General features: G+C 68.7%; 11 protein-coding genes. 8 read left to right on the forward strand and 3 right to left on the reverse strand.

Going from position 1 to position 13591, the window contains the following annotated elements:
- Nucleotides 1-161 precede the first annotated feature (161 nt).
- On the reverse strand, nucleotides 162-2288 hold the full coding sequence (locus HNP48_RS26345) for a TonB-dependent receptor (protein WP_184862759.1): 2127 nt from the start codon (nucleotides 2286-2288) through the stop codon (nucleotides 162-164).
- 153 nt (nucleotides 2289-2441) lie between these two features.
- Here HNP48_RS26345 and HNP48_RS26350 point away from each other — a divergent pair, with 153 nt between their 5' ends.
- From HNP48_RS26350 to HNP48_RS26375, 6 genes are all read left to right on the forward strand, one after another.
- The gene (locus HNP48_RS26350; protein WP_184862762.1) at nucleotides 2442-4763 is read left to right on the forward strand and encodes an EAL domain-containing protein; all 2322 of its coding nucleotides are present in this window, start codon (nucleotides 2442-2444) and stop codon (nucleotides 4761-4763) included.
- Nucleotides 4764-4855: 92 nt separating this feature from the next.
- A complete protein-coding gene (locus tag HNP48_RS26355) occupies nucleotides 4856-6088 on the forward strand; it encodes a SpoIIE family protein phosphatase (protein ID WP_184862764.1) in 1233 nt (410 codons plus the stop codon).
- 38 nt (nucleotides 6089-6126) lie between these two features.
- On the forward strand, nucleotides 6127-6516 hold the full coding sequence (locus tag HNP48_RS26360; protein WP_184862766.1) for a DUF1987 domain-containing protein: 390 nt from the start codon (nucleotides 6127-6129) through the stop codon (nucleotides 6514-6516).
- A 9-nt stretch (nucleotides 6517-6525) separates the two neighbouring features.
- On the forward strand, nucleotides 6526-7248 hold the full coding sequence (locus HNP48_RS26365; protein ID WP_184862768.1) for a GGDEF domain-containing protein: 723 nt from the start codon (nucleotides 6526-6528) through the stop codon (nucleotides 7246-7248).
- Between the two features lie 99 nt (nucleotides 7249-7347).
- On the forward strand, nucleotides 7348-7656 hold the full coding sequence (locus tag HNP48_RS26370) for a hypothetical protein (RefSeq protein WP_184862770.1): 309 nt from the start codon (nucleotides 7348-7350) through the stop codon (nucleotides 7654-7656).
- 11 nt (nucleotides 7657-7667) lie between these two features.
- Nucleotides 7668-7961: a hypothetical protein gene (locus HNP48_RS26375; RefSeq protein ID WP_184862772.1), complete on the forward strand. Its 294-nt coding sequence runs from the start codon at nucleotides 7668-7670 to the stop codon at nucleotides 7959-7961.
- On the opposite strand, the gene HNP48_RS26380 is transcribed toward HNP48_RS26375, so the two are convergent.
- Entirely contained in the window at nucleotides 7958-8992 is a 1035-nt protein-coding gene (locus HNP48_RS26380) for an AraC family transcriptional regulator (RefSeq protein ID WP_184862774.1), read from the reverse strand. The two genes, HNP48_RS26375 and HNP48_RS26380, sit on opposite strands and share 4 nt — an antisense overlap.
- Nucleotides 8993-9168: 176 nt before the next feature.
- Here HNP48_RS26380 and HNP48_RS26385 point away from each other — a divergent pair, with 176 nt between their 5' ends.
- Nucleotides 9169-10878: a carboxylesterase/lipase family protein gene (locus HNP48_RS26385; RefSeq protein WP_184862776.1), complete on the forward strand. Its 1710-nt coding sequence runs from the start codon at nucleotides 9169-9171 to the stop codon at nucleotides 10876-10878.
- A 34-nt stretch (nucleotides 10879-10912) separates the two neighbouring features.
- Here HNP48_RS26385 and HNP48_RS26390 read toward each other — a convergent pair whose 3' ends face one another.
- A complete protein-coding gene (locus tag HNP48_RS26390; protein ID WP_184862778.1) occupies nucleotides 10913-11599 on the reverse strand; it encodes a Crp/Fnr family transcriptional regulator in 687 nt (228 codons plus the stop codon).
- 239 nt (nucleotides 11600-11838) lie between these two features.
- Here HNP48_RS26390 and HNP48_RS26395 point away from each other — a divergent pair, with 239 nt between their 5' ends.
- On the forward strand, nucleotides 11839-13482 hold the full coding sequence (locus HNP48_RS26395) for a 3-(methylthio)propionyl-CoA ligase (protein WP_184862781.1): 1644 nt from the start codon (nucleotides 11839-11841) through the stop codon (nucleotides 13480-13482).
- Nucleotides 13483-13591 lie beyond the last annotated feature (109 nt).

Genomic DNA, 13591 nt, shown 5'->3' on the forward strand with positions numbered 1-13591 from the left:
CCGCGTATTTTCGCCCATGTCGCCCGGCTCCCCGGACTCTGGCGGCCGGGCGTTGCAGGTGTTACACCCGATTCATGGATGCGCGATCGCTGAAAAAGGATGAAAAAGGGCTGAAAATATGGGAAAAGGCTGCAAAAGCAGTCAGAAGGCGTATATTTTTGCTACAGGAATTGCGCCCGCAGCCCGAGCATGAGGCGCCGGCCGGCCGCCGGCTCGAAAAATCGGCCGTTGCCATCGTTCACGATCAGCGAACCCGCATGGCGCCGGTCCAGCAGGTTGTCGAGCCGGGCCCAGGCCTGCCAGCGCGGGCCTGCGGTGGCCTGGCCGAAGCGGTAGCCGGCGCGCAGGCCCACCACGGCAAAGCCGGCGGCGGCCTCGGTGTTCACGTCGTTGGCGAACACCTTGCCGGACACATCGAGCGTGGCGCCCACTTGCCATGCGGCCGTGGGCGCATAGTCCAATGCCAGCTGCGCCACATGGCGTGCCGTGCCGGGCAGGCGGTTGCCGGCGCCCACCCGGGAGCCCCCGGCGCCCGTGTAGGCATCGCCGAAGAAGGCATCCAGGTAGGTGTAGGCCGCGCGCGGCGTCCATGCGCCGGTTTGCGCGCTCCAGGCCAGTTCGAGCCCGCGGCGGCGCACGTTGTCGGCGTTCTGGAATACGGTGCGGCCGTTGACCGTGGCGGCGGGCACGATCTCGCCCCGGCTGCGTGCATCGAACCAGGCCAGCTCCACGCGGTGCGCCGCGCCTTGCCATTTCGCGCCGATCTCCATCTGTCGGCTGCGCGAGGCGGCCAGGCCGAAGTTGGGCCCGGTGTTGCCCTGGCTGTAGGCCATCTCGGCCAGGGTCGGGGTCTCGAACCCGCGGCCCAGGTTGGCATACAGGTTGAGTTGGTCGCTGGCGGCCCAGACCACGCCCAGCACCGGGCTGGTCTGGCGCCAGCGGCGCGCGCCGCTGTCGTCGGGGTTGCTGGGGGTGATGAAGTGGTCGCTCACGCGCATGTCCACGCGGCTGGCGCGCAGGCCGGCCACAGCGCGCCAGGTGGGTGCGATCCATGCATCCACCTGGGCGAAGACGTCGGTGTTGCCGGCGCGGTCGCGCTCGTTGCGGCGCAGGGCGCCGGTCTCGCCGTTCTGGTTGACGAAGCCCTGGCGCTGTTCCGCGAGGCGGTCGGCATCCACGCCCAGGGTCCAGGTGAGCGGCAGGCCCGAGGGCATCTTCGCGCTGTGCGTCCAGGCCAGGCCCAGGCCGTGGTAGCCGCGGTCCAGGTCCACCACGCCGCCCGCGCTGTTCTCGGCCGCGCCGCTGAACGACAGGGATTGGGTGAGCGCGCGCTTGCCGCCGTAGGCGCGGGCGCGCACGCTGTCGGCGGCGCCCAGTTGCCGCTCCAACACCAGGCCCCATTGGTTCTGCGCCACCGACTTGCGCGTGCCGAACGCCGTGGCCACGTCGGGCGCCTGGCGCGGGTTGGCGTTGAACTGCGCGCGCGTGAGGCCCAGCGGGTCCTGGGCATCGGGCTGGTCGTAGAGGTTGAGCAGGGCGGTGATCTTCGTGTCCGCATCCGGGCGTGCCACCAGCTTGCCGTTGAGGTGGGTGCGCCGCGCGGCGCTGTGTGCGCGCCAGCCATCGGTCTCGAAGTGCGACACATCCACCAGGCCCGACAGGGTGGGCTGGCCGAAGTCGAACGAGGCGCCCACCAGCCGCTGGCCGAAGGAGCCTGCTGCCACCGAGGCCTGTGCACCGCCGCCCGCGCGCGGTTCGCGGGTGCTCACCTGCAGCACGCCGCCCGCGGCATTGCCGTAGAGCTGGGCCAGTGGGCCGCGCAGCACCTCCACCTGCGCGGCCGACTGCAACTGGGCCGTGGCCGCCTGGCCCTGACCGTCGGGCATGGTGGCGGGAATGCCGTCCACCAGGATGCGCACCCCGCGCACGCCAAAGGTGGAGCGCGCGCCGAAGCCGCGCACGGCGATCTGCAGGTCCTGCGCATAGTTCTGCCGGTCCAGCGCCACCACGCCGGCCTGGCCGGCGAGCAGTTCCGAGAGGTGCACCAGCGGCGTGGGGGCCGTGAAGCCATCGACCGGCACGCTGGAGTGGCTGGCCGCGCTGTCGAAGCGGCGCTGGGCCTGGGCATGGCCTGGCACTTCGACCGGGGCCAGGCTACCCCCCTCGCGTGGCTGCGCCAGGGTGGGCGCAGCCGCTGCCATGGCGGCCAGCGCCGCGAGTGCTGTGAGTGAACTGGGCAGGGCCCGGGTTCGGCGGCCGGGCGCGTGGCGGGGTGGGGCAGGGTGCATGGTCGCAGGGGGGGGCTGCAAGGGCGTGTGTGGAAACCACAGCATGCCGCATTCCTGTCACATTCACATGCGAAGGTGGGGTTCGGGACGCTGCGGCCTCCCTGTTTCGCGCGCCGCCGGGCAACTTGCGGGTTGCCTTATCCTGCAAGCCCTATGCCCTCGACACCCGTTCCCGCCAGCAGCCAGCTGCCCTTTGACTACCGGCGTGGTCTGGTGGGTGCCTTGCTGTGGATGGTGGTGGCCCAGGCGTCGCAGGCCTATGCCTTTGGCAGCCTGGACATGAGCCTCATCTGGCCGGCCGATGGCATTGCCATGGGGCTGGTGCTGGCCTACGGGCTGCGCATGCTGGGGTTCCTGGGGGCGGCTGTGGCCTTGTGGCATGCCCTGCATGGCATCCCCATGCTGCAGTCGCTGATCGGCGTGGCGGCCCTGGCGGCGGCGGTGGCCCTGGTGTGGTGGCTGGTGCAGCGCGACCGGCGCAACGAGGCGGGGCGCAATCCGGTCGCCACGGCCGTTCGCTTCCATGCCCTGACCGTGCTGCCAGGGGCGGCGGTGCTCACGGCGCTGGGCAGCTGGCAGTTTCTGCTGGCGGCGGGCGAGCAGCCGGGTGGCATCCTGCGTGTGGCGGGTGTCATGGGCATGTCCGAGGTGTTCGGCATCCTCCTGTTCACGCGGCTCACCGAGATGGCGGCCCACGCCCTCGATGGTGGCTGGCGGGCCGGCCCTCTGCTGTGGGCGCGCTGGCAGACCTTCTGCCTGGCCGGCCTGGTGCTTGTCATGGCCATGGCGCAGTGGGGCTCTTCGGTGGTGGGGGCGGGCATCGGTCCGTCGGTGCGCTATGTCGTGTTCCTGTTGGTGGCATGGGCGGCCTACCGGGGCAGCCCGTTGTTCGTGCACCTGGCCACGGCCATCTCGGCGCTGACCCTGCTGGCTTTCACGCCCCCCTTGCCCGCAGGCCACAGCCCCTACCTGATGGTGCTGGACCAGGCGGTGCTCATGGTCTGCCTGGCGGCGCTGAGCTTTTTTGCCTCGGCCACGATGGAGCACCGCCGGCAGATGGAGCGCAGCCTGCACGAGGCCGCCAGCAACGATGGCCTGACGGGGTTCCTCAATGAGCGTGGCCTGCTCAAGTCCCTCCAGGCGGCGGGGACGGGGCCCATGCACCTGATCGGCATGCGCCTGCACAACCTGGAGCATGTGGTGGACTTGATCGGCCTGGGCTCCACGCGCGAGATCGAGCAGGACGTCTCCATCTACCTGCGCAACCAGCTGGGCCGTGGCTGCCTCTACGCCCGGCCGCGCGATGGCTTCTTCGTGGTGGCCGTGCCGGTGGCGGCGGGCGACGTGCATGCGCGGCTGCTGCAGCTGCGCACCGCGCTGGACGGGCGCCGCTATGTCTTTTCCGAGCACAGCGTGCGCATCCAGGCGGCGTTCGGGCTGTTGCCGCTGGACGAGGGGCAGGCCCTGGGCGACGACGTGCTGGCGGCGCTGATGCTGTTGTGCGAGGTGGACGGTGACCCGGCCCAGGGGGACCGGCAGGCGCAGGGCATGGAGCAGGCGCCTGGCCACCTGATGCGCATGCGCCGGGCGCAGCTGTCCCGGATCGAGGCGCTCAAGGACGCCTTGCGCCTGCCGGCGGGCAGCCCCGAGGCCAGCGGCCTGTGGCTGGCCTGCCAGCCCATCCGCTCGGCCCATGGCGACCACGATGGCGACCTGGGCGTGGAGGTGCTGCTGCGCTGGGCCTCGGGCAATGGATCGCCCCATCTGCCCGGCGAGTTCCTGCCGCTGGCCGAGCGCTATGGGCTCATGCCCCAGGTGGACCGGTGGGTCATCACCCAGGTGTTTGCGGCCCTGGTGGCCCATGGCATCACCCGGCGGGATCTGGGCAAGGTGGCGATCAACCTGTCGGGCTCGTCGGTGTCCGACCCGCGGCTGCTCACCCACATCGACCAGTGCCTGGCCACGAGCGGGCTCGATCCCGCGATGTTCTGCTTCGAGGTCACGGAAACCGCCGGCATCGTGCAGCGCAGCCGCGCCGTGGACCTGCTGGCCAGCCTGCGCGCCATGGGGGCGCGCACCTCGCTCGATGACTTCGGCACGGGCCTGGCGACCTTCGACTACCTCAAGTCGCTGCCCCTCGATTTCGTGAAGATCGATGGCAGCTTCGTGCGTGATGTGATGTCCTCGCGGGTCGACCAGCGCGTGGTGCTGGCCATCTGCGACGTGGCGCGGACCATGGGGCTTGCGACCATCGCCGAGTTCGTCGAGACGCCGGCCCAGCGCGCGCTGCTGGCCGCCTACGGCGTGGACTATGTGCAGGGCTTTGGCATCGCCAAGCCCTTGCCCCTGCCGCATTACCTGCAGCAGCTGGGGCGCCGCGATCCCCGCCCCGCAGTGCAGGCGGCGCCCACCCTGGCCGGTCGATGGCAGGCCGGGCATGGGCGCCTGGTGGCCGGCGTGGCGCCCGGTGAATGACAAGGGCATCCCGGACAGCGCCTTCTGTCACGCAACCGCAATATGCGACTTGTAAGCTCTGGTGACATTTCCTGCCGCGCCGGTCCTTCTCCATGCCCGAACTCCCCGCCTACCTGCAAGACTGCCGTCCGCGTTTTCGCCAGCCCAGCGCCGGGGACATGTGTGTCGAAGTGCCCTGGATGGCGGTCGAGGAGACCAATGAAAAGGTCATGGAGATCTTCTCCGAGCACAAGGACCTGGTGAGCCTGCCGGTGGTCGAGAAGGGGCGCCCCATCGGGCTGATCAACCGTGACATCTTCATGTCCGAGATGAGCAAGCCCTACCGCTGGGAGATCTACGGCCGCAAGAACTGCATCGCCTTCATGGACAAGGCACCGCTGATCGTTGATGCCGAAATGGGCATCGAGGAGCTGACCTTCAAGACCGTGGAGTACGGCGAGAAGGCGCTGTCGGACGGCTTCATCGTTGCGCGCGAAGGCAGCTTTGTCGGCGTGGGCCATGGCCTGCAGCTGATGCGCGTGGTGGCCGAACTGCAGGCCGCGCGCAACCGCCAGGTGATGCACAGCATCGAGTACGCGAGCGTGATCCAGCGCTCCATGCTGCGCGCCTCGCGCGATGCCCTGGTGCAGGCGCAGGCCGATGCCGACCTGGTCTGGGAACCGCGCGACGTGGTGGGCGGCGACTTCTACCAGTTCACCGCCATGCCCGATGGCTGGTTTGCCACCGTGGCCGACTGCACGGGCCATGGCGTGCCGGGGGCCTTCATGACCCTGATCGCATCGAGCACCCTGGGCAAGGCCATCGAGCAGTATGGGCCGCGCGATCCGGCACAGCTGCTGGGCAGCGTGAACCGCAGCATCAAGCAGATGCTGGGCCAGATGGACGGCCAGGACGATACGCCGGGCTCCGACGACGGCCTGGATGCCGCCTGCTTCTGGTATGCGCCCGCCACGCGCGAGCTGCGCTTTGCCGGTGCGAACCTCTCGCTCTTCGTGCTGCCCCCGGGCGCCGAGGCCGTGCAGGTGGTGGCCGGCGAGCGCAAGGGCGTGGGCTATGTGGACAGCCCCATCGACCACTGCTGGACCACGCGCACGGTGGTCCTGGAACCTGGCAGCCTGGTGTTCGTGACCACCGATGGCCTGATCGACCAGGTGGGCGGCCCCAAGGCCATCACCTTCGGCAAGCGCCGCATCCAGGAGGTGATCGTTGCCCAGCGCGGGCAGAACCCTGCGCAATTGAATGCCGCCATGCAACAGGCGCTGCAGGCCTGGCAGGGCACGCACCAGCGCCGCGACGACCTGACTTTCTTCTGCTTTCGCGCCTGAGCGCCTGGCAGAACCCGCTACACACTGTGAAACCCCGGATGGACCATCTCTACATTCCCCCCACACCCAGCTCGCCGGAAGTGGACTTCAAGTTCGACGAGAACCTGCTGAGCTTGCGTGGCGAGTCCTACCCTGAGAACGCGGCCGCGTTCTACGGCGACATCCTGCGCCAGCTGGAGGCCTACCTGGGTGCCTGCAGCGACAAGAAGATCAGCGTCAGCATTGCGCTGGCCTACTTCAACAGCTCCAGCACCAAGATGCTGTTCAACCTGGTGGGCCTGCTCAGCGATGCGGCCGAAGCCGGCAACGAGGTGGTGCTCAACTGGTACCACGACGAGGAAGACGACACCATCTTCGAATTCGGCCAGGAGCTCAAGGACGACTTCACGGCCCTCCAGTTCGTCAGCCATGCGGTGAAATCGGCATGATGGGTCTCGATGTCCGAAGCACCTGACCTGTTTGATGCCGAGAGCCGTGCCCTGTTGGCGGCCCGAACGGCCTTTGGCGAGGAGGGCGACGGCGGCGCCCATCGCCATGCGCTGGGCGAGTTGCTGACCGCCTACGAACGCCTGTTGCGCGAGACGCGCCGCATGGTGCGGCGCAGCGACCGGGCCGAGTTCGAGATGAACCAGCTCAACCAGCGGCTGCAGGACCTCACCGGCCAGCTGGAATACCGCGCCACGCACGATCCGCTCACGGGCGTGCTGAACCGGGCGGCCATCATCGAGCGCTCCAATCGCCACCTGGCCAGCGGCAGCCTGGCGCTGATCGTGCTCGACATCGACCACTTCAAGCGCGTCAACGACTCGTTCGGCCACCCGGTCGGCGACACGGTGATCTGCGGTGTGGTGGATTGCCTCAAGGGTGTGGCGCCGGCCGTGGCCCAGATCGGGCGCGTCGGTGGCGAAGAATTCACGGCCCTGCTGCCCGGGGTGTCGCAGGAGGTGGCGGCCCAGGCCGCCGAGCAGATGCGCAAGGCCATCGCGGCCCACGACTTTGCCTTGCCCGACCGCAGCCGCGTGACCGCCAGCTTCGGTGTGAGCTGGCAGGCGCAGGGAAGCGGCTTCGACGCCGCCTACGGCAGTGCGGACGAAGCCCTCTACCAGGCCAAGCGCAGGGGCCGCAACCAGGTGGCCCGCGCGGCCCTGGTCGAGGCATAGGCGGGGTTTGCGGCGCCGCCGCAACAGCGCGCCAGGGCAGTGGTGCAGATCTGGTTGAAATACTGTATATTTTTACAGTATTTCAACCAGGAGCCCTGCATGGAAGCCATCGAAACGACGACCTACACCGTCGCCCTGCGCGATTATCCCGAACTGCCCCTGCGGGAGCGCTGCGCGGCCGAAACCCGCTACACCCGTACGCTGGAGCGCAAGCTGGGCGGCCCCGAGGTGGTGGCCGAGGCGCTACGTGCCGTGATGCAGTTCGAGGAGTCCGATGGCAGCGATGCCAGCGCCGAGGACCTGGCAATGGCCCGGCAGTGGACCCGGGCCGCGCAGGCCGCGCGCGAGGCCGGCTACCAGGGCCTGGGCGAGGTCGATGGCGCGTACTTCGAAGTGCGCCTGACCTGATGGGGCCGGTCATGGGCAACGCCCTGGGCTCTCTGGACCAGCTCGCCATCGCGGTGCTGTATGCGGTGGCGGCCTGGCTTTCGCAGTCGGCGCACGAGCCCGTGCGCCGCTGGGCCTGCATCGCCGGGCTGATGGCGCAGCCGTTCTGGTTCTATGGGGCCTGGCAGACCCGGCACTGGGGTGTGCTGGCTCTGGCCGTGGTGTTCTCCGTCGCCTGGATGCGCGGGCTGTGGCTGCACTGGCTGGCGCCGCGCCGCCAGGACGGGGTGGCCACCATCCAGATGGTGCCCGGGCACAAGGGCTAGGAGGAGGCCACTCCGCCTGCTTGCTGCAGTTGCGCCCGGTACTGCCCCGGGGGCATGCCGAACCAGCGCTTGCAGGCGCGGAACATGTTGCTCTGGTCGGCAAAGCCCAGCAGGTCGGCCACCTCGGTGAGGTTGCGGCGCGGGTCGGCCAGGTACTTGCGCGCCAGCTCGCAGCGCGTGTCGTCCAGCAGTTGCTGGTAGGTGGCCGATTCGGCCTGCAGCCGGCGCTGCAGGGTGCGGTCGGTCATGTTCAGGCGTGCGGCGATGTCGTCGCGGCGCGGCTCGCCCTTGTGCAGGATGCGCGCCACCTCGGCGCGCACACGCGTGCTGGCGAGCGACTGGCCCAGGTGGTCGAGCTCGGTCTCCACCAGTTGCTCGTGCATGGCCCACAGGCTGGGGTTGTGCGTGGGGATGTCGACTAGCATGTCGGCATCGGCCAGCAGGATGCGGCTGGCCGGTTGGGCGAAGCGGGGCAGCGCACCAAAGGCCTTTTCATAGCGTGCTTCGCTGCCGGGGGATGGTGGTGGCGTGCTCAGCTCCACGGCCAGGGGCTTGAGCTCGCGGCGCGTGAGCCAGCCGCACAGCGTGAACAGGGTGAGCAGTGCGTATTCCACGCGCTGGCGTGGCACCGGGCGCGTGCCGCCAATGTGCTCGATGGAAAACCAGTAGCCGCGCGCCTCGTGCGTGAGTTCGAAGGCGGTGCAGTCGGAGATCACGGCCATGTGGCGCGTGAGGTGCTGAAAACCCACCAGCAGGTTCGGCCCCGAGGCCAGCGCATAGCCCACCACGTCCACATTGCCATAGCGCGCGGTGAGCTGCGGGCACAGGCCCAGGTCGGTCTTGCCCGAGCGAGCCACGGCCAGCTCCCACAGCTGGCTGATCCGGTCCACCTCCACGCGCGCATGGGGCTGCTGCAGCGCCGCCAGGTCGATGCCGGCTTCGCGGCACAGCTCGGCCACGGGCAGGCCCTCTGCGGCCATCATGTCGGTGGTGCCGCGCACCCAGGCGGCGGAGCTTGTGCGGGGAGTCATAGCGCGGGGTCTGGGGCTCAGGGTTTACGCGGGGTGGTGTCTGAAGTCAGTGTTTTGGCAAGGTTGCGATAGTAGCGAAAGGCCCGCCCCTTTCCACAATCGGCGTCGAGGTCGTTCCCTGGCGCAGCGCTACTGTACACAGAGGCCCGACCCTATAACCCCAAAGGAGACAAGACATGGTCGTCGATGTGCGCTGGCGTGCCCAATGCCTGGGTGCCGTTCTTTCCATGCTGGCGCTGGCCGGCTGCGGCGGTGGTTCCAGCACCCCGCCCGAGGTGCGCGAGACCGCGTACGGCACCGTGCGTGGCGTGGATGCCAGCGCCAGCACGGGCACCTATGCCTGGAAAGGCATCCCCTTTGCCCGGCCTCCCGTGGGGGAACTGCGCTGGCAGCCCCCCGTGGCGCCCGTGGCCTGGGGTGGCGAGCGCGATGCCACACGCTTTGGCAATGCCTGCCTGCAGATGGGCCGGCTGTACGGCCCCGGCGTCAACAACCGCTTCGACGACACCATCGGCCAGACCCTGGGCACGCCCGTGGGCAGCGAAGACTGCCTGACGCTGAACATCTGGCGCCCCGCGACGACCCAGGACAATCTGCCGGTGCTGCTGTTCCTGCATGGCGGCAGCGCGATCTCGGGCTACACGGCCGATCCGGTCTACGACGGCGCCGCGCTGGCGCGCTCGGCCAATGCCGTGGTGGTCACGGCCAACTACCGGCTCGACGTGCTGGGCTTCTTCCAGATGCCGCAGCTGCACACCGGCACACAGGCCTACACCGGCAACTACGCGCTGCTCGACAACGTGCAGGCGCTGTCCTTCATCCAGCGCAACATCGCCAACTTCGGTGGCAATGCGGGCAATGTCACGCTCATGGGCCAGTCGGCCGGTGCTGGCAATGTGCTGGCCTTGCTCACCTCGCCGCGGGCGGCGGGGCTGTTCCACAAGGCGCTGCCGATCAGTGGCGGTACCTCGCTGGCCACGCAGTTGCCCGCCAATTCCATTCCCACGCTCAACCCCGCCTCCAAGTACGCCGCCCAGTCGGCGGCGCTGCTCGCCGCGCTGGTGCAGGCCGATGGACTGGCCTCCGACACCATGGGCGCAGCGGCCATCGTCGCGGGCTGGACGCCTGCGCAGACCGCCAGCTACCTGCGCGGCAAGGACGGCCGCGTGGTGCTGCAGACGGTGCTGCGTGCCGGCCTCACGGGCTCCGGCCCCATCCCCGACAACGTGGTGCTGCCCGCCGATCCCATCGCCGAAATGGCCGCGGGCCGCTACCACAAGGTGCCCGTGCTCTCGGGCTACACGGCCGACGAGGCCAAGCTGTTCGCGCCCTTCCTGGCGCTGCTGGGCGGCAAGCCGGGCATGAAGATCAGCGATGCCGAGCGCTTTGCGATGACACAGGCCTTCAACCCCGATGCGGCCACCACGCTCACGGTGGCGGACATCATCGATCCGTCCTACCTGCCGGTCACGGCGCCCGGCATGGGTTACAACGCGCGCATGAAGCTGTTGGGCAGCGTGTTCATCGAGCCGAGCCGCGACAACCTGCTCAACACGCTGCGCACGCAGCAGTCCAATGTCTGGAGCTACCAGTTCAACTGGGCCCAGCAGCCCGCGCCCTGGAACGACGTGTACGGCGCCGCCCATGGCTTCGACCTGCCCTTCGTGTTCGGCAACTTCGGCCCCTCGCTGCTGGCCAAGGCGGCCAACAGCACGGCCAACCAGCCGGGGCGCCTGGCACTCTCGACCGTGATGATGGACAGCGTGCGCGCCTTCGTGCACACCGGCAACCCCAACCACGCGGGCCTGGGCCAGGAATGGCAACCCTGGCCGCGCAAGTTCATCTTCGACGCCGACCTGAAGGCGACGCGCCTGAGCGTGCAGTGAGGACCCGGAGCCCGATGCTGCTTCATATGTCCGGTCAGGCAGCCGCGGTGGCGGCAAGGTACGCGTTCAGCGCATCGTCGTCCACGATGGCCACCTTGCCGAAATCCAGCGACACGATGCCCATGCCTTCGAGGGTGCGCAGCACGCGGTTCACCGTCTGGCGCGACAGGCCCACGAGCTGGCCCAGCTCGTCCTGCGTGAGGTTGAGCCGGCGCGTGCTGCGCCAGAACAGCCGGCTCAGGTACAGCGCCACGCGGTGCTCGGTGGACTGCGTGCGCCCGGCCTCGATGATGGTCATGGCCTGGCCGAGCCGCATGTTCAGGTGCAGCACCAGGAACTGGTTGAAGGCCAGGCTGGTCTCGCGCAGTTCCTCGAACACCGGCAGCGGCAGGCACAGCAGCCGGGTAGGGCGCAGCGCGACCACGTGGTACCTGCGCGGCTCGGGCTTCATGGCCGAACCTTCGCCGAACCATTCGCCATCGGGCACGCCGATGAAGGCCGAGGAGCGGCCGCGGCTGGCCGGGCTCTGCAACATCACCAGGCCCGAGAGCACGGCGTGCCAGCCCTGCACGGCGCTGCCCGCGGGCTTCATGACCTCGCCCTTGTCGCCGCTTTCCTCGAACACTGCGGCGCGCACGCGCTCCTGCATGGCCGCCGGCAACCCGGCGAACCAGGGCTGGGCGGTGATGAAGCGCAGGGCATGCGGGGCGGTGCAGAGCATGCCGCGGATTGTCGCTGCAGCCTGCGCCGTTCAGGGTAATCCCTTGGCCTTTGTCGGGTGGGCGACAGGTGTTGGCGCGGCAGGCCCGGCGCTGCACACTGCGCAGCGCAAGCAGCCACGCCAGATGCCCCATTGCGGTGCCTTCGACCCCATCCGCAATGGACATTTCGAAGGCCCCGAGACAGCCTGGTGCGCGTTACGATGATTGCCCAATTCACCACAATATCCAAGGAGCACACATGCTGGGCCTGATGCAGAGCCAACCCCTGTTGATCTCGTCGCTGATCGAGTTCGCCGACCGCCACCATGGCGACGCCGAGATCGTGTCGCGGCGCGTCGAGGGCGACATCCACCGCTATACCTACAAGGACCTGGCCGCGCGAGCGCGCCGCCTGGCCAACGCACTCGACGGGATGGGCCTGCAGTTCAGCGATCGCGTGGCCACGCTGGCCTGGAACGGCTACCGCCACATGGAGATGTATTTCGGCGTCTCGGGCTCGGGCCGCGTGCTGCACACCATCAACCCGCGCCTGCACCCCGACCAGATCGCCTGGATCGCCAACCATGCCGAAGACCAGGTGCTGTGCTTTGACCTGACCTTCCTGCCCCTGGTGCAGGCCGTGCACGCCAAGTGCCCCACGGTGAAGAAATGGGTGGCCCTGTGCGATGCGGACCGGCTGCCCGCAGACTCCGGCATCCCCGGCCTCACGAGCTACGAGGACTGGATCGGCGCGCACTCGCCCGACTACGCCTGGCCCGAGTTCGACGAGAACTCGGCGTCGAGCATGTGCTACACCAGCGGCACCACAGGCAACCCCAAGGCCGCGCTGTACAGCCACCGCTCGACCACGCTGCACGCCTATGCCGCGGCGCTGCCCGACGTGATGTGCCTGTCGGCGCGTGACTCCGTGCTGCCCGTGGTGCCCATGTTCCACGTCAACGCCTGGGGCATCCCGTACTCGGCCGCGCTCACGGGCTGCAAGCTGGTCTTCCCGGGCCCGGCCATGGACGGCAAGTCGATCTACGAACTGATCGAGGCCGAGAAGGTCAGCTACGCCGCCGGCGTGCCCACCGTGTGGCAGATGATGCTGGGCCACATGAAGCCTGCGGGCCTGAAGTTCTCGACGCTCAAGCGCACCGTGATCGGTGGCTCGGCCTGCCCGCCCGCCATGATCCATGCCTTCAAGGAAGACTATGGCGTGGAAGTGCTGCACGCCTGGGGCATGACCGAGATGAGCCCGCTGGGCACGCTGTGCACCCTGAAGAACAAGCACCTCGCGCTGCCCAAGGAAGAGCAGATGAAGGTGCTGCTCAAGCAGGGCCGCGCGATCTACGGCGTGGACATGAAGATCGTCGGCGCCGACGGCGAGGAGCTGCCCTGGGATGGCAAGACCTACGGCGACCTGCTGGTCAAGGGCCCCTGGATCGTGGACAGCTACTTCAAGGGCGAGGGCGGCCACCCGCTGGTCAAGGACGCGCAGGGCCGCGGCTGGTTCCCCACGGGCGACGTGGCGACCATCGATGCCGATGGCTTCATGCAGATCACCGACCGCAGCAAGGACGTGATCAAGTCCGGCGGCGAGTGGATCAGCTCCATCGACATCGAGAACATCGCCATGGCCCACCCGGCCATCGCCATGGCGGCGTGCGTGGGCATGCCGCACCCCAAGTGGGACGAACGCCCCATCGTGGCCGTGGTCAGGCGCCCTGGCGCCGAGGTCACGCGCGAGGAATTGCTGGCCTTCTTCGAAGGCAAGATTGCCAAGTGGCAGATCCCCGATGACGTGGTCTTCGTGGAGGCGATTCCGCTGGGTGCCACCGGCAAGATGCTCAAGACGAAGTTGCGTGAGCAGCTCAAGGATTACAAGCTCCCGGGCCTGTGATCCAGATTGGTGCGGCGCTCGGGGGAGCGCTGCGCCAGTCACGTGTGCGACGCCGGTAGGGGCAATCCCTGAGGGGCGTCGTGTTGCAACGCGGTACGCTGCGTTTTAC

It is taken from the genome of Acidovorax soli, assembly GCF_014207955.1.
GTDB lineage: Bacteria > Pseudomonadota > Gammaproteobacteria > Burkholderiales > Burkholderiaceae_C > Acidovorax > Acidovorax soli_A.